The 16066-nt window shown below is 56.1% G+C and carries 19 protein-coding genes and 2 pseudogenes; 11 read left to right on the top strand and 10 right to left on the bottom strand.

Going from position 1 to position 16066, the window contains the following annotated elements; all coding sequences use genetic code 11:
- Positions 1-276: 276 nt before the first annotated feature.
- A pseudogene (locus H040_RS27715) lies at positions 277-625 on the bottom strand (IS5/IS1182 family transposase); the annotation flags it as partial.
- Positions 626-634: 9 nt separating this feature from the next.
- On the opposite strand from H040_RS27715, the gene H040_RS27355 reads away from it, so the two are divergent.
- The gene (locus tag H040_RS27355; RefSeq protein ID WP_155738207.1) at positions 635-784 is read left to right on the top strand and encodes a hypothetical protein; all 150 of its coding nucleotides are present in this window, start codon (positions 635-637) and stop codon (positions 782-784) included.
- A 152-nt stretch (positions 785-936) separates the two neighbouring features.
- Here the strand turns inward: H040_RS27355 and H040_RS10160 are convergent, their stop codons facing one another.
- The 4 genes from H040_RS10160 to H040_RS10145 form a co-directional block, all read right to left on the bottom strand.
- Positions 937-1278: a hypothetical protein gene (locus tag H040_RS10160; RefSeq protein WP_027609206.1), complete on the bottom strand. Its 342-nt coding sequence runs from the start codon at positions 1276-1278 to the stop codon at positions 937-939.
- 227 nt (positions 1279-1505) lie between these two features.
- Positions 1506-2006 carry a YciE/YciF ferroxidase family protein gene (locus H040_RS10155; RefSeq protein WP_027609205.1) on the bottom strand — a complete coding sequence of 167 codons (501 nt, stop codon included), beginning with the start codon at positions 2004-2006 and terminating at the stop codon, positions 1506-1508.
- 30 nt (positions 2007-2036) lie between these two features.
- A complete protein-coding gene (locus H040_RS10150; RefSeq protein ID WP_027609204.1) occupies positions 2037-2267 on the bottom strand; it encodes a hypothetical protein in 231 nt (76 codons plus the stop codon).
- Positions 2268-2283: 16 nt separating this feature from the next.
- A complete protein-coding gene (locus H040_RS10145) occupies positions 2284-3165 on the bottom strand; it encodes a manganese catalase family protein (protein ID WP_027609203.1) in 882 nt (293 codons plus the stop codon).
- 245 nt (positions 3166-3410) lie between these two features.
- Here H040_RS10145 and H040_RS10140 point away from each other — a divergent pair, with 245 nt between their 5' ends.
- Together H040_RS10140 and H040_RS10135 are read left to right on the top strand one after the other, a co-directional pair.
- On the top strand, positions 3411-3920 hold the full coding sequence (locus H040_RS10140; protein WP_027609202.1) for a ferritin-like domain-containing protein: 510 nt from the start codon (positions 3411-3413) through the stop codon (positions 3918-3920).
- Between the two features lie 62 nt (positions 3921-3982).
- On the top strand, positions 3983-4207 hold the full coding sequence (locus tag H040_RS10135) for a DUF2061 domain-containing protein (RefSeq protein WP_081717257.1): 225 nt from the start codon (positions 3983-3985) through the stop codon (positions 4205-4207).
- Between the two features lie 792 nt (positions 4208-4999).
- Here H040_RS10135 and H040_RS10130 read toward each other — a convergent pair.
- Positions 5000-5233 (bottom strand): PLD nuclease N-terminal domain-containing protein, encoded by a 234-nt coding sequence (locus H040_RS10130; RefSeq protein WP_027609201.1) that lies wholly within the window; start codon positions 5231-5233, stop codon positions 5000-5002.
- Positions 5234-5430: 197 nt separating this feature from the next.
- Here H040_RS10130 and H040_RS10125 point away from each other — a divergent pair, with 197 nt between their 5' ends.
- From H040_RS10125 to H040_RS10115, 3 genes are all read left to right on the top strand, one after another.
- Positions 5431-5934, top strand: coding sequence for a CinA family protein (locus H040_RS10125; RefSeq protein WP_027609200.1), 504 nt, complete (start codon positions 5431-5433; stop codon positions 5932-5934).
- Positions 5935-5999: 65 nt separating this feature from the next.
- Entirely contained in the window at positions 6000-6452 is a 453-nt protein-coding gene (locus tag H040_RS10120; RefSeq protein WP_081717266.1) for a hypothetical protein, read from the top strand.
- Positions 6453-6461: 9 nt separating this feature from the next.
- Complete coding sequence (locus H040_RS10115; protein WP_027609198.1) at positions 6462-6905, top strand: DUF421 domain-containing protein; 444 nt, start codon at positions 6462-6464, stop codon at positions 6903-6905.
- Between the two features lie 107 nt (positions 6906-7012).
- On the opposite strand, the gene ligD is transcribed toward H040_RS10115, so the two are convergent.
- Positions 7013-9793 (bottom strand): DNA ligase D, encoded by a 2781-nt coding sequence (gene ligD / locus H040_RS10110; protein ID WP_256208020.1) that lies wholly within the window; start codon positions 9791-9793, stop codon positions 7013-7015.
- Positions 9794-10044: 251 nt separating this feature from the next.
- Here ligD and H040_RS10105 point away from each other — a divergent pair, with 251 nt between their 5' ends.
- From H040_RS10105 to H040_RS10085, 3 genes and pseudogenes are all read left to right on the top strand, one after another.
- A complete protein-coding gene (locus tag H040_RS10105) occupies positions 10045-10263 on the top strand; it encodes a general stress protein (protein ID WP_027609196.1) in 219 nt (72 codons plus the stop codon).
- A gap of 821 nt (positions 10264-11084) precedes the next feature.
- Entirely contained in the window at positions 11085-11453 is a 369-nt protein-coding gene (locus tag H040_RS10090) for a response regulator (protein WP_027609194.1), read from the top strand.
- Between the two features lie 223 nt (positions 11454-11676).
- A pseudogene (locus H040_RS10085) lies at positions 11677-11880 on the top strand (low affinity iron permease family protein); the annotation flags it as partial.
- Here H040_RS10085 and H040_RS10080 read toward each other — a convergent pair.
- Together H040_RS10080 and H040_RS10075 are read right to left on the bottom strand one after the other, a co-directional pair.
- Positions 11854-12216, bottom strand: a complete 363-nt coding sequence (locus H040_RS10080) for a response regulator (RefSeq protein WP_312203977.1) — start codon at positions 12214-12216, stop codon at positions 11854-11856. The pseudogene H040_RS10085 and the gene H040_RS10080 overlap by 27 nt on opposite strands.
- 130 nt (positions 12217-12346) lie before the next feature.
- Positions 12347-12586: a DUF6555 family protein gene (locus H040_RS10075; protein ID WP_027609192.1), complete on the bottom strand. Its 240-nt coding sequence runs from the start codon at positions 12584-12586 to the stop codon at positions 12347-12349.
- 252 nt (positions 12587-12838) lie between these two features.
- Here H040_RS10075 and H040_RS10070 point away from each other — a divergent pair, with 252 nt between their 5' ends.
- Positions 12839-13960: a sensor histidine kinase gene (locus H040_RS10070; RefSeq protein WP_027609191.1), complete on the top strand. Its 1122-nt coding sequence runs from the start codon at positions 12839-12841 to the stop codon at positions 13958-13960.
- A 429-nt stretch (positions 13961-14389) separates the two neighbouring features.
- On the opposite strand, the gene H040_RS10060 is transcribed toward H040_RS10070, so the two are convergent.
- The gene (locus tag H040_RS10060; RefSeq protein ID WP_027609189.1) at positions 14390-14614 is read right to left on the bottom strand and encodes a DUF2188 domain-containing protein; all 225 of its coding nucleotides are present in this window, start codon (positions 14612-14614) and stop codon (positions 14390-14392) included.
- Positions 14615-15209: 595 nt separating this feature from the next.
- Between H040_RS10060 and H040_RS10055 the strand changes: the two genes are divergently transcribed.
- A complete protein-coding gene (locus H040_RS10055) occupies positions 15210-16025 on the top strand; it encodes an integrase (protein WP_371260232.1) in 816 nt (271 codons plus the stop codon).
- The last annotated feature ends 41 nt before the right edge of the window (positions 16026-16066 follow it).

Genomic DNA, 16066 nt, shown 5'->3' with positions numbered 1-16066 from the left:
AAGAGCGATTACGAGGGTTAACTGAGTACGGGAAGCTCGGTAGAGGACTCAGTGTGATCATTTCTGGCTGCTGGCAGCCCTTAACGACTGACCGCTATCGATCCAGGCTGTGGAAAAACGCAGTAATCGCATCGATAACTGAGAACCGAGCAGATTACCTGCGGAATCATCAGGCGAGAGCGTAAATACCCTCACCCAGAAAAATAGACATTTGTAGTGCTACACGGGCCGCGTCAGCGGCCCATGTAGCTGTTTACGGGCCAGCAAACGGCGGGGTTACGCCCTGATCGCCTCAAGTAGTCCTGCGATGCCGAAAATGCTCACCATGCGTTTGTGGAGGCGAGCACGTGAAGGCTCATTTCGGTGCTTAACCTCGGCAGGGTTTTGGTCACGAACTGGTTGCTTCCCTTCCAGAATCTGTTCGTTCCAAAGGTGTGCTCCACCAGGCGAACCTTCATCATCTCCGGATCTTGCTCCAATCGGATTTGCCCCTCTCGCCTACTGCTTCATGCTCGCAGCGCTTGAGTCGCCGCTCTTTATCGGTCTTACACTGCTTCTGCATGGAGCAACTCCGGCATCCTGAAAACCAGTAGCACTGCAGTAACAGGCGGTCCTCCATCGAGGAACAGACGCGATGAGTGCCTGTCGTAATGCCGCGTCGTGGCTACTCAGCACTAAAGTCGAAAAGCTGAAACAGCAAATGCAAAAACTCAAGGGCATCGAGGCGCAGCTTCGAGCCAGTCCCGATCAGCAAATCTCGCTTGCCGGCGGAACCACTCAATGACCTCTGGTTGAAGAATCGGAGTCACCCATTCCGGAGGGGAGTCCTGCGTCAATCCACCAATCGCCACGAGCCGTAGGACCTCAGGGTCTAGCCTCAGTTGCTCGGCTGCGGAAAACACTGGCAGCAGCGCTTGCTGAACTTGAATTTCTGACTCACTGGATACGGACATAGTCTTCCACTTTCTCCTTAGACCGATCCGACACGTCAGCCGTTTGAGAAAGTGAAGATGAAGCCTCGCGCGCCCTCTGGAGGGCCATATCTACGCCCCAGGAAAGAGCCGTTGTCATCGACTGGCCCGGTCGTGAATCGAAAAATTGTTCATCAAGAACCAGGCCGCTTGGCGCGTACACGCCGATGAACAGTTGAGTTCCTCCAGCTCGAGAGAGCCTGCTTTGCACGTCAATGGTTGTACCATCGGCGAGGGATTCATCATGGATCTGGTGGTGGAGCGTGGGGTCAGCCCATGCCCAAAAAGCCTTACCGCGAATGCGCATGTCGTTCTCCTACGACGCTAGGTCTATGCTGAAGGATTTATCCACCATGGGCGCATCACCTCCGAATAGCGACCGATTTCCACCGCGCCGGTGAGATACCGGACCGGCGGGTCAAAATGCTCCACAAGAATTTTTTTTTGTATAAGAAGACGCGCGTTGCGAGAAAGAAATCGCGGAAATGACAAATTCCTAGAAGGCCCAGCACGTACTTGGCTGGGCCCGACCCGTTACTTCTCGAGGGTGGCGGCCTGGTTGCCGCCTTCTTCGGCAATCGCTGACAGCTTCTCGTCTGCAGCTTTTTCTTCTGCAAGCGTGTCGGCCAACAGCGAGGCCGCCTCTTCCATACCGAGGTGCTTGGCCATCGCAATTAGGGTGCCGTAGCTGGCGATCTCGTAATGCTCAACCTTCTGGCATGCCCCGATGAGCGCCGCATCGAGCACCGCCCCCTTCTCGATTTCATCTATCAGCTCTTTACTCTCCTCAACCAAACCCTCCATGGCTACGCACTTCATCCGCTTGAGTTTCAATCCAGCGGACTCTACCAACTGGTCAATGCGCTCTATCTGCCCCTGGGTTTCCGCTAGGTGTGAAGTGAACGCATCCGCCAGCAGCGGATTGGTAGATGCCCTAGCCAGACGCGGCAATGCTTTGGTGATCTGCTTCTCAGCGCTGTACACATCCGAAAGCTCATGGATGAACAGGTCTTCAACTGTTTTGCGAGCAACCATCGTCATTCTCCTTGGGTTTGAAAATCGATTTCACTGCAGGGTGTGGCTGACCAAGCTCTCGTGTAAGGATTCAATGGGAAGCTTTGGGGGCAGATCGTTGGGCAGCAGGGAGCCAACGCCGAACATGCTTGTGGCCATCTTTACTCGCATCGCTCGGCAAGCCAGGCGCGAGTCGGCCTCAAACTCTGCTACCGCCGCGCTCATCAAATGCTCAAAGCCGATGCCGACCTGAGCCTTATCCCTCCTTTTCAAAGTGCTCATTGCGGCCTCCCGAAATTCAGTCATCTTTACCGTTGACCAAGCCTGAACCAAGATCCGCGCCGGTGACCGGGTTGCTGGCTGGATCGGACATCGTCCGCAGCTTCATGGCTTCCAATACCGCCAGATCAGGAGCGGCCAGTTCTACCGAAGCGGTGCCATCTCCGCCATCAACGGCAGCCGATGGATTCTCGACGTACTCCCACTCCTCGCCTTCATTCCAAGGGCCGCGCACATTCGGCTCACCCGACATGTTGAAATATTTGTTGGTGAACTCCGGCATGCCTGGGAGCTTGCCCTGAGGGAAGTTAGGCTGGATGGCGTGCAGTGCTTTTTCGAAAGAAAGCTGGTGTGCGATTTCTCGCGTCATCAAGAAACCCAGCGCCTCTTTCACGCCTGGGTCGTCCGTCACGTTCATCAGGCGCTCGTACACGATCTTCGCCCGCGCTTCGGCAGCGATGTTGGAGCGAAAATCAGCTGTCGGTTCACCGATGGTGTCCACATAGGCCGCACTCCAGGGCACCCCTGCCGAGTTGGTAAGCGGAGCGCCGGCGCCGTAGAGGATGCTGGTAATGTGGGAATCGTTACCGGCGCCATTGATTGCTCGGTACAGCTCTCCCTCCTCTTCGACCCCCTCAGCAAGTCGGCCCTTGGCGCCCTTGTTAAGCATCACGATGATCGAGCCTACAATCTCCAGGTGGCTCAGCTCTTCAGTGGCGATGTCCATCAGCAGGTCTTTGCGGCCTGGGTCATCCTCGGCCAGGGCCTGGGTGAAGTATCGACTGGCAGCGGCCAGCTCACCCTGAGCGCCGCCGAACTGCTCCAAAAGCAAGTTGGCAAGGCCGGGATTGGGCTGCGCGACGCGCACGGTATATTGAAGACGCTTGTTATGGATAAACATATTAAATCTCCCAACGGTTGAACCAGCACGCAAATACGTCCTGTGTCCTTTGTGGGAGTTAACGGAGGGATCAATGGTGCAAATCGCCAAAGAGCTCTCAAGACGAATGGACACAATGTGAAAGTTCAAAATCATTTTCCAAATAACTGCAGACAAATAGGTTGCGCACTCAACCGTTCATCAACCTAGCCGAACGCAGTGAATTGAATTCAGCTCTGAATAAATTCACTACATGGAGAGCACTCATGACTAAGCCTGCAGAAAATTTATTGGATTGGCTGCGCGATGCTCACGCGATGGAGCAGCAAGCCGAAAAAATGCTTAAAGCGCAAGCGGAACGGTTGGAGCATTATCCCGATCTTCGTGAGCGAATTACGCAGCACATCACCGAAACGGAAGGACAACAACGGAAATTGGTTGAATGCATAGAGCGCCTAGGAAGGAGCACCTCGACCTTGAAAGACTTAGCAGGCAAGCTCATGGCCTTCGGCCAAGCAGTGGGTGGCATGGCGATGAGCGATGAAGTGGTTAAAGGTGCGATGTCTGGATACGTATTTGAAAATTTTGAAATTGCTTCCTACACGGTACTTATTGAAGCAGCGACGTTCGCAGGGGATGAACTCACTGCCGAGGCCTGCCGGTCGATATTGAAAGAGGAGGTCGCCATGGCCGATTGGCTGAAAGATCACCTTCCCGAGATAACTCGAGCTTTCTTGAGCCGGTCGGCTGCTCCCGGTGAAGAAGCAAAACGGTGATCAGTTCTGTGAGCCGTATGTCACAACGTGCGGCTCACAACAATCCGAGCTAAGGGACAACAATGAAAAGCGCATCTGACGTACACTGCTGCCACTCAAAAACTAAAGGCCCCCTACCCAAAACCCTAAGTTTTAGCATACTCCACTTCAGTATTGCCTTTGCGGTCGCCTATCTACTTACAGGCTCGGCTCTCACAGGCGGGCTAATCGCGGTTATTGAGCCCACTTGTAACACCATCGCTTTTTATTTTCACGAACGAATATGGCGGCGAATCGAAAAAAACTGACAGCATTGCTACAGGATTTTTCGCTCTTCTAAGAGAACTTACTTGAGAATAATTGAATTCATGATAGTTAAACGACACTTCCTGAGTTCTTGACGTCACTCAACCACTGCCTAGGGACATAACGCATCGATACGTTACTTCGAAAAGGAATAGAAAAATGGAGTGAAACAAGCCAGGACTGGCCCAGTGCTAGCAGATAGATAAAGCATTGCTGTGGCAGCGCTTGGAGCAGAATAATGAAAATCAAAAGCGGCAAGCCACACATTGCGAACCCGTGCCCTCACAAGTATATAAGAAAGGCTTATTATCTTGGTTTGCCTGGCGAAGACTACGTATGCGTCGCCTGCGGTGAAAGCCGCCCAGAATCGGAATGGCCTAACTTTTTACGCCGAAACGAGCCGAACTCTAGCAGCCCTTGATTAGAAAATAAGGCGCCCCTCGCTATCCTAAACGCGCTCGTCCCCGACCACTCATCTCAATTCGCCCTGATTAAGCGCCTGCCGCATACAGCACCGTTGAATACATTGTCGGGTCTTCATTATTCAGCCAATGTGCGAGCATAGTCCAGTCAAAAAAAAGCTCGCCTCACGGCGAGCCTCATCCCCAAGCCTTCGAGGATAGTTTCACCGCTGGTGACGCCCCTGATTAGGTGCCGCTTTCTGAGCGGTAGAATCGTGCGATGAGCCCACAGCACCATCCGGGCGATGAGCATCGTTATCTCGCTCTTCCTCGCCGTGCGATTTCCGTAGGTCTAGTTCCTTATAATGCCCTTCTCTGGTCATGCTGCCGCTCCTACCCTTTGCTGTGTTCAGGAGATGTCGGCCCAGTGCCGCGCTTGATCCCCCGTGGCCCTGCGACGCCCCATATAGCCAAGCCAACCACCGGCAACACGAGCAGTATCAAAGCCCACAGCACCTTGACTGCATCTGACTTGTCGCTTCGAAAAACGCTGACCATTACCCAGAGATCAACCAGCAGAATGATGGCCGCCACGGCAATCCAGAAGTACGTTGCGAGATCACCCATTTCCGTTTCTCCCGATGTCCAATTGGATAGCCGCAGCGATAACACGGTAGGTCTGCTGCCCCTATACATAAGGGAAGGTGGAAATCTGGACAAAGTTCAGACGATTTTTTCGGCATGGGACAGGCGGCTAAATAAGCGCTGAACCAATTGCCCGAGGGTTGCGTCCACCGCTAAAGAACAAGCGAGTCGATACCCTCATGGCAACCGAACCTGTACTGGCCGCGCTCGGCTACCTCAAGGACAATCAGTTGATTCTTTCCACCGCCGAATCTTGTACTGCAGGCTGCATGGTGGCGCTGTTGGCGACGGTACCTGGCACTGGGGAGGTACTGGAGAGTGGTTATGTCGTCTATTCACCGAGTGCGAAAAAGCGTTTGCTGGGGGTCAGTTCCGAGACCATCGAGCGCTACGGGCTCACTAGCGAGCCTGTGGCGTGGGAAATGGCGTTGGGTGCATTGCGAGACAGCGATGCCAATGTGGTAATCGCAACAACAGGAGTAGCGGGGCCTACCGACGAATCTGGGGTACCTCCAGGGACGATGTGCTTTGCTTGGGCCTTTGCTGGCGAGCCTGCTGCGGTTTTTACATGTACTCAGCGTTTCTTCGGCGAGAGAGCGGAGGTGATGCAACAAGGCGCGCTGTTCGGTCTGACGCGCCTTGCTCATTACCATCAACGCTGGCTTCGCGGCGAACGCGCCTGAGGGCACATGAAATGCCGAACGATGAGATGATATCCAGAAGTCACCCGATCCAGGAGAACATGCCCATGCAGAAGCGCGTTTGGCGCTTCGAACGTGTGGGGTGGTATGTGCTGGTGATCATCGTATTGCTAGCCTTGGCAGGGCTGTTCGGCGACGGCCCACTAAGCGATGCCGAGGTGGTGAGCCAGGATGGTCGATTAAAAGTTGAATATCAACGCCTCAGTCGCAGTGGCACCACCGACAATCTTTTCATCACAATTCAGGGGAGCCCTGGTCAGCCAGTGATGGTTGAACTTGAGGGGCCGCTACTGCGCGAGGCCAGTATCGAGACTATGCAGCCCGAACCCCTGGTGTCGATCTCCCATGGCCCAGCCCTGCGGCTGCAATTGGGTACCAGCAAGGGTGGTATGGCCACCTTGTACCTGACACTGCGAAGTGGGCACGTGGGTAGCTTGGAAGGGGTTGTGAGGTCGGGCTCGAACACCGAAGTCCACTTTTCCACATTTCTCTACCCCTAGGAGGGCGTCATGGATTCGATCCTGCGAGCTGCTGGGATGTATGTCGCCCTTATGCTGCTGTTCCGCGTAGCCGGGCGGCGTTCCCTGGCCGATCTGACCACCTTCGATTTCGTCTTGCTGCTGATCATCGGGGAAGCCACGCAGCAGGCTCTTCTGGGCGAGGATTTCTCGTTTACCAACGCCGTGCTGGTGATCGCCACCTTGATCGTGGTCGATGTGGGCTTGTCTCTTGCCAAGCTGAACTCCCGACCGCTGGCCCGCTTTCTCGATGGCCACTCAACCCTGGTGGTTGAGCACGGACAGTTCTTGCATCAGCGAATGCGCCGATCTCGTCTAACCGAGGATGACATTCTCGAATCAGCACGAGATAGCCAGGGAATAGAATCGGTGGAGCAAATCAAATTTGCGATTGTGGAGCGGAACGGAAAAATCTCGATAATTCCAAAGGAATGAGTGAAGCCAGCGATTGCAGCATTAGGGCTTGGTGAAGCTCGACGCCGCGAATCCAGGCATGACGAAATGTGCCAAGCGCCTTCCCCTTCTCTGCATCGCATCAGCGGCTACTTCATTCCGATCCGCGTTTTCATTTCCAGGGTGATCAATTGCTCAATTGTCGGCATAGCATCCCACGGGTCATCGCCACCCAGTTCATCCAGACGCTCCTGAACATTCTTGATGTTCCATTTGGCCGCCGATTGTAGCTCGACGAGCTCCTCCTTGAAAATCGGCACCGATACCGGCAGTCCCTCCCTCGCCCGCGCCGAGAAGACGTTGGCAGTGGTGGCCCCTTTGCCGTTGCGCAGGTAGTCGATGAAGATCTTACCGATACGATTCTTTGGGCCTAACACGGCAGAGAATCGATCCGGGATCAGCTTGGCGATGTACTTCACGATGGACTGACTGAAGTGCTTCACTTCTTCCCACGAAGCTTTAGGCGTGAGCGGTACCATGATGTGGATGCCCTTGCCCCCACTGGTTTTGAGAAACGACTGCAGCCCCAATTCATCGAGCACCACCAAGGTCAGCTGAGTGGCTTCGACCATGGCCTTCCAGGGCAGCGCGGGATCAGGATCGAGATCCAACACGAAGCGGTCTGGCTGCTCGATGTGCTCGGTCGTGCCATTCCAGGAATGCAGCTCGATGGTGCTCATCTGCACGGCACCGACCAGAGCCTCGACGCTGTTGATGACCATGCCCGCTTTGCCTGCTTCTGCTTTCGGCACCATCGTGATGTTCGGGATGGCGAGGCGGTCAGCGTTCTTCTGGAAAAACAGCTCACCGGAAATCCCCTCGGGCGCCCTGACCAGCGCGATGGGTCGATCTTTCAGGTGAGGCAGAAGCCAGGGTGAGACCTGCGCGTAATATTCGGCCAGGTCTCGTTTGGTAAGACCACTGCTGGGATCAATCACACGTTCAGGGTGGGTAATCCGTACCTTGGTCGTGGCGGCCTTGTCGTCCGATTTCGCTTTGGCTGACCTTCGCTCTTTCGGCGCAGGCGCCGGCTTCTCCTCCGTTATGTCCTGGACAGGCTTGTCCGTCCGGATACCTTGGAACACCGCGTGCCTGACTACACCGTCCGAGGTGATCTCCGCGAAGCTGACCTCAGCCAGCAGTGTCGGCTGCAGCCAGTGGATGCCTCTACCATCAACACCTTTCGGTGGATTCACTACCGGCACCTTTTTCTGCTCCAACGGCAGCAGTGTCTGCAGGATCGTGGCGAGTGTCGATTCCGTGAAGCCCGTCCCGACCTTGCCGGCGTACTTCAGATCGCCGCTATCCTGGTCGGTTAGCGCAAGGACAAGTGCGCCAAAACCGGTTCTCGCTCCTTTCGGGTCGGTGTAGCCGACGATGACGAACTCCTGGCGATGCTTGCACTTGAGCTTGATCCACGTGTCACTGCGCCGGGATACGTAAGGACTGCCCAATCGCTTGCCAATCAGTCCTTCCATGCGCATCTGGCAGGCACTGTTCATCAATGCGTCGACGTCTTCGGTGAAGTCTTCGGAGAACCTCAGCAGCGGGTCGGTCGAGTCAGAGAGAATCTGCTTTAGCAGTCCACGGCGGCTCTCAACCGGCACCTGTCGAAGATCGGCGCCGTTGAGATACGGCAGGTCGAACAGGTAGTAGACGATGCCGTGGCTCTTGCCGGCGTCGAATGCATTCTGTAGCAGCTGGAAGTCGGGCACGCCGTTTTCATCCGGGATGACAATCTCGCCATCCAGCCAAGCCGTTTCGAGCCCGAGCGAGGCGATTGCAGCCGCCTGCTTGGGCAACTTCGCAGTCCAATCATGACCATTGCGGGTAAACAGCCGGACGTCATCCCCATCGACGCGACACAGCATGCGATAGCCATCGAACTTGATTTCGTAGCGCCACTCCTCGCTTCGAGGGCTGGATTCGACCAGCGTCGCTAGCTGTGGAGAGAGCTTCTCTGGCAGCGCTGCAGCCACGGCGCCCTCTGTGCTCGGCCCGGTGGCGCTGGCGGGAGGGTTCGGCTTGGATGACCCCGCCTTGGCCCGACCGGGTTTCTTGGGGATGATGGTGCGGTCGCTGAGCACGCTGTTAGGCATCTCGACCACAACGTCGAAATCAGCGAGCGGCTTAGCGGCCTCGTCCTGATGCTTGATCAGAAACCATTGCTCCTGCTTACCCTCGATGTTCGTCCGGACAAGGTTCCACAGGCCCGAGAGCTTTTCACCCTGCAGCTCAAACTTCATACGACCTTTCTTGTAGGCCTCAGCCGGATCGCCCTGGTGAAGCCATATTCCACGATCCCAAACGATCACATCCCCGGCACCGTAGTGACCCTCCGGTATCGTGCCTTCAAATGAAGCGTAATCGAGAGGGTGATCTTCGACATGCACCGAGAGGCGCTTTACCTTGGGATCCAGGCATGGGCCTTTGGGTATCGCCCAGCTTTTGAGCGTGCCGTCGAGCTCCAGGCGGAAGTCGTAGTGCAGTCGTGTGGCATCGTGCTTTTGAACGCAAAACTGCAAGGCATGAGCAGCTGCGCGCTTCGAACGCCGAGCGGATTTCCCTGCTCCCGATGGTTCCGGTGAGGCGTTGAAATCACGCATCCGGTTGTATTTTTCCAAGCCTGGGATGGTCGCATCGCCCTCCTCCACGTCGTCCCTTCCGATAAGCGTCTGAACCAGCTCATCGAGGGAAACGCCTTGCTTGCTGGCTTCAGCCGTGAGGGTCTGGACAACCATGGTGTCACGCAGGGCCGACAGCGGCTCGCCAGCCTCCAGCGCTTCCGCTTCACTCAAGCCTTGGACTTGGGCAAGCGCGTCCGGGTGTTCCGTCGCGAAGATCATGAATGCCAGGGCCGTGTCGTCCATTCACCGAATCCTCTCTGAGACCATGTCCAAATTCGAGGAGGCAAAAAGAACTTCAGTTCAGCGTGAGAGCCGAATGGGCAAGGTCTCGAGCTGTTCTACTGGGATGCTAAGAGTTGGCTCGCCACAGTCCGTGAAGCAGCTTTCTTAACGCAACCCGTCGGGCAAAGCGAAATTCAGGTGTGCGAAACAGTGGCTTTTACCCCTCCGAATTGAACACAGACTTTCCTGTGTGACACATGAGGTGAAAGATCATGGCTAACAATCAAGGTGATCGCGGCAATCAAGGCGGCACCGCACAGAACAACCCAGGCAATTTTGCCAACGACCGCGAGAAAGCGTCCGAAGCCGGGCGCGAGGGCGGACAATCCTCGAGCGGCAACTTCGCCAATGACCGTGAGCGAGCCTCTGAGGCTGGCCCCAAAGGTGGACAGAACAGCCATGGCGGTGGCCGCAACAGCGAAAGCCGCTAAGCCTTGATGAGCTTTGCCAGGGTGAGCGTCACCCTGGCATCTTTGAAACAGACTGTAGGCCTACTGACGACCGCAGCATCAAAGCAAAATAGGCAGCAGCGGCCTTCCTCTTGCCCGAAGCCGTCTGCCGATGACGAGAAGAAGCGCTGACGCTGCCATCATGAACAGGCTCCCCACCATCGAGGCGCGAGGGGCATTACTAAAATCCATCAACGTGATAGTCAGCAGTACCAGCGTACCGACGAGCCCTGCACTGCCAAGCACCATAAGAAACCAACCAGATCTACGCATTGTATTCCCCTGCTCGAGGATGAAGAAACCATTCACAGGAAGTGCTAGGCCGTGCTTCAACGAAAGCACAGCCGGGCTGAATCACCATCCGAGGCGCTCGGCAAAAAACTGCCGGTATGCGGTACGGATCTGTGCGGGCACCTTGTTCAGGTAATCCCTGGCGTGAGTTCGTTATGAGGGGAGCCCACAGTACATCGACCGTAGCGGCGCCAAGGCATATTGCTGTCGCCAGTTCCCCCCCATCAGCGACCCTTGAAAATTCGATAGGGAGTGCTGGGCCGTCCGCTCGCCAGTCTCCCGCCAGACGAAGCTCCCCAGGTATCCAAATCAGTGATCCCCATCCCAAGCAACCGATCCTCACACTCGCTCCTTGGCAGCCTTGTGGCTACGAATGACCTAAAGCGAAGACAGCGGCGTCGGAACTTCGACTCAATCGAGATCTGTTAGCGGGTTGGTCACCATTGGTCAGGAGCAAGCAACGCTGTGCTCGGAGGATCCACTAACGAGTACAACAACAAGGATCGAGCTCTATGGCACAGAAGGTTTTGTTGGTTGAAGACGATGACATCCTGCGCTGCCTGATGGCCGACGCCGTGACACACTTCGGCTACCAGGTCGTCGAGTGCAGCAACGCCGACGACGCCCTTCGTAGGTTAAACGCCGAGCCGTTTGCTCTCGTCATTACGGACGTGAACATGCCAGGCACCACTGATGGGCTCGGGCTCGCCAAAACGCTCTGGTCAACCAACCGCGACCTTCCCGTCATCATCATTTCTGGGCGCACGGTTTTACTTCCAGGCTGCCTCCCTGTTAATGCCAGGTACATCACCAAGCCGTGCACCCTTGATGCGCTCGGAGACACCATCAGCGAACTGCTTGCCGCTGCAGACCCGCATTAACCGTGGCGCTCGAGGACTGACTATGTTCCGTGGGCCAGGCACGAGGCAGTCGAGTCGTACCCGCAGGACACAACACACCGGCTTCCACCCCCAACATGACTGACTCCAAAGCTCGAAGCCCAAACATGCGGCTGTTAGTCAGGCCGAGCAAATGTAAAAAAAGATTTCTGAACAGTTTGAGGGTCAATGGAACATGTGCAACGTGTTCAAAAGGAAAAGCATCATGAAATTCGCGCAGTTCTGCCAATGGCTTTCCAACCATGCTGGCAGGCCAACTACTTTCCTCATCGCCATCGTACTGATTGGAATGTGGGCAGCCTCGGGGCCATGGTTTCACTCCAACGATACCTGGCAGCTCATCATCAACACCTCCACAACGATCATCACCTTTCTGATGGTTTTACTGATCCAGAACACCCATGATCGAGTCCCCTGCCATTGCTTGGCCAATCGCGGATAGTAACTCCTCAACCGACCACGGCTTGAACAGGAATGTCACAGGAGGTGCACCGGTGGGCTGCAACTGATACCCAGAAGTGAGAATGGCGGGAATATGAGGCCATTTTTCAGCGACCATCTGCAAAAATTCCAAGCCCTTGAGGGCTCCAGGAACGCCGTGATCGGCAATCACCAATGAACAAGCGCCGTGATTTTCAAGAAGACCAATCAGCGCATCCTCGGCGTTGCCAAAACTCGCTACACAAGCGCCCAGCTCAGTGAGAATCTGGGCCAGCACCATATTGAGGGTTTCGTCGTCTTCCACGATCAGCACATGGTGCCCGCTTAACGATAGTCCGTCAGCTTCTAACCTCATTTGAACCACCGCCATGAGAAGACTGAGCGTGCCGCGATCAGCGGAGCGGTTCGCTCAAGGCCGTTGGCCGTTTCGACAATCATGCCGAGACGCTGCTTGAAAGTCTCCAACGAACGTCAGAAAGACCGTAACGCTCCGCCATGAGACGGCCCACCTTGCGAATGTTTTGCTGTGCGAACCTTGGGATCACTCCAATCCCGGCGTCACAGCTCGCCCAATGCCAGGCCTCCGCATTGGACATATTTTCCAAGCGGATGACAAATTGCTTGGACGCTCCGCGAAGCTGATAGTCAATGACGTAAAGTTTCAGTGAAGACATATGATTCAGGCTCCTGTCGATAAGATATGGAGCCGACGTAACTGCATTAAATTCAAAAAGTTTCACGACTAAAGCTTGTACAAAAACAAGAATATGTACAACATTTTTGGCGACAGACGTGGCCCACTCCTACGGTCAAAAGAGTAGGCTTGAGGTTCCGTTCTGGCCGTTGTCGCACGGGGCGGAGTGCTGGCTTACCGGCTATAGTTCACGGCTGACCTGGGGTGGCAGTAGCCAAAGAAGAGGTAGACGATGCGACTCCCCGACTTCATCGAAGCGAATCTTGAACTGATCCTCCAAGCGTGGGAGCGCTTTGCCAGAGACATTGATGTCCCTAGACAGGATCTGGCGGCCAGTGCGCTAAGAAACCATGCAGAACAGCTACTCAAGGCTGCCGCCCTGGACATGCGAACTCCGCAAACACAACGACAGCAAATAAGAAAATCCCAAGGCCTGGCGCCGCAGATTGACCAAGAAACTGCAGCACAAACGCACGCCATTCTCAGGCTTATAGACGGGTTCTCCATGGATCAAATGGTGTCGGAATTTCGCGCCTTGAGATCCAGCGTGTTACGACTGTGGCTGGCAGAGGAAGCGTTCAGCTCACCTTCGCAAATCGAGGACATGGTGCGTTTTAACGAGGCCATTGACCAGGCGCTGGTGGAGTCAATCAGCGCCTACGGTCAAGCTGTCGAAACGACCCGAAAAATGGTTTTAGGCGTGCTGGGACATGATTTGCGAGCCCCCCTGACAGCGATACTGATGGGCGCTGACTTACTGAGAAAAAGCCAAACGCTCTCGGATCGAGAAAAAGACATTGCTGCTCAGGTTGGGGTCAGCGCCCGCCGAGCCAATCGTATGGTCAACGATTTGGTCGACCTCGCACGATGCAACCTTGGCACCGGTATTCCGGTTGTCAAAAGTCCCACCGAGCTGAATTTGATCTGCCGCACGACAATCAAGGAACTGAGTTCTGGGGAGCCAAACGCGACGATTATATTCAATGATACCGATCCGGTCGTGGGTGGTTTTGATCCAGAGCGAATGGCTCAGGTATTTACCAACCTGATTGGTAATGCAGTCAGGCATGGTGACCTGCAGCAGCCAATCCAGGTCGCCCTCAAAGGCAGCCACAACACAATGACCTTCGAAGTCAGAAACGCCGGAGAGCCCATCTCTCCAGCCGCTATGCCATCCTTGTTTGATCCTGGTCGTCGATACTCTGGTTATACCGAGACGGGTAGCAAAGCTTCCCAAGGCCTGGGGTTAGGCCTTTTCATCGCAGCTGAAATCGTCGCCAGTCATGGAGGGAAAATCGACGTGTCATCCTCTGAAGAGAGCGGCACCTGCTTCAGCGTGACGATCCCGCTGTAGAGCGGTGCTCAAGGAGGGCTGCTGCTTCACGCATAAAAATCTCGAGAGTTTTAGGGCCAACCCCTTCGAAGCTCAAAAGCCAGGCCTGGAAGGCAGAGGTGTCCAACTCGTTCTTTTTCAGCGAGATCAACTGAACATCGAGTTCGCTAGCGGCCCGAACACTCAAAGCATGAAGCCGCTTCGCCGTGGACTCGTCGTATCGCGCGTAACCTGCCTGGCCTAGGAGTCTTACGAGATCCCGATGGGAACAGCGGGCCAACTTCTCCGGCGTATCCAGGCCATGCCGATCAACCAAGTTCCGGTACTCCTCCACGGCGAAGGAGGAACGAATCCTCTTCCCGATCAGGAAGCTCGCGAGCAGCCACTTGTACAGCCCATGCCCGGTCGAATCGCTGACACTGATACCCAGGCCTGCAGCGGTAACTGGTATCACCCCTTCGAACGCCTCGGGTCAGCCGAACGTGGGTAGGTACGCTCTTCTTCGATAGTGCCGTCAGCTTTATGAATTTTCACCGAAGCTGTTTTGCCATCAAAGAAGTCAGACAGCGAACCAACCAACCCCTGCTTCGTAGCGGCGCGCTTGGCGGCTCGTTCCGCACCGGTTTTCTTCAGCTCCCAGCCATCAGCGGTTAGGCTCAGGTGGTAGTTGTCCATTGCCTTTCTCCTCATGCGTAAATGACTTGACCGTCGTCCTGAATGTCTTCGTCGGCGTCCGCTGCGTCCGTTGCATCGGCGCCTCTCACGCCCAACGCTCCCAAGGTAATGTCGGCGCTGTGAACGCGCGGCGATCATCCACAAATCGAATTTAGGGACGTCACGGGCAGAATGATCAGGAACTCCGAAAATGGGTTGATCTTCGGCTACGCCATAGGCGACCGGGTTAACGCGTTGTATCGCCCTGAAGCACCCGCTACGACCGCGATCATCAATGACCGAGGCCCGCTGTGGGGCGCGAGCCTTTGCCGGCCCTTGCCTCTGATAGCGGACTTTGTGGGAGCGAGTTAACCCGCCAACACCGGCAAAGCCGGTGACATCCACCGCGTCGTCTGCTTAGCGGGAAAACCCGCTCCCCACAGAGTGCCCGTCGCACTTGGTAAAGCCGTTAGCGCTCAGCGGTCGCAAAGGGGCGATTGCTGCTCTTCACGATCATGGATATCGTCATGCCTACCTCTTCGCTATATTAGGTCTGATAAGCCACAGGTTATCCGAACCTATTGCAGCGTTGAGCGAGACGAAATTGACAGAGCCGGTGCAGCTGCCCTCCGCCAAGCCGTTGGTGCTGGCGGAGTTGGACGACAGCACCCGCGCCGCGGCCGAGGCGTTCATTACGACCGGCACCGCAGCCAATACCGCGCGCAGTTACCAGAGCGCCCTCACCTCTTGGTCCGCGTGGCTGCGGTTGCGTTATCGTCGATCGCTCGGCGACGGCGCGCTGCCACCCGAGGTTGCCGTGCAGTTTATTGTCGACCACCTGGCCAGGCCCGATAACAGTGGCGGCTGGACACATCTGCTGCCGCCGGCCGTCGACGCCGCGCTGGTGGCGGCTAATATCAAGGGCAACCAAGGGCCACTGTCGTTTAGCACAGTTAGCCATCGCTTGGCAGTTTTGGCTAAATGGCATCGACTGCGACGCTGGGATAACCCAAGTGAGGTTCCTGCGGTGAAGACGCCTCTTCGCGAGGCACGTAAGGCCCAGGCGCGCCAAGGCGTATCCGTGCGGAAGAAAACCGCGGTGGTGTTGGAGCCGCTGCAGGCGATGCTCGCCACCTGCACTGACGGCGTCCGTGGCACGCGCGATCGCGCCCTGCTGTTGCTGGCCTGGGGCGGCGGTGGCCGGCGCCGCTCGGAAATCGTGGCTTTGCAGATCGGAGACCTGCGACGTCTGGACGCCGACACCTGGCTGTATGCAAAACCGGCAGCAGCGGCGTGCGGCGGGAAAGCCGCTGGAAGGACCGGCGGCCCAGGCGTCGAACGCCTGGCTCGCTGTAGCACCGACCTGCGAGGGCCCGCTGTTTCGCCGCTGGTACAAAGGGGGCCGCGTCGCGGCTGCTGGGCTGTCCGTTGACCAGGTCGCGCGTATCGTCAAACGTCGCGCGGCACTGGCCG

Origin of the sequence: Pseudomonas sp. URMO17WK12:I7, assembly GCF_003269045.1 — a bacterium.
In the GTDB taxonomy this organism is placed as follows: Bacteria; Pseudomonadota; Gammaproteobacteria; order Pseudomonadales; family Pseudomonadaceae; genus Aquipseudomonas; species Aquipseudomonas putida_J.
Note: the sequence above shows the minus strand (reverse complement) of the source record. Positions and strands in the feature narration are given on the sequence as shown.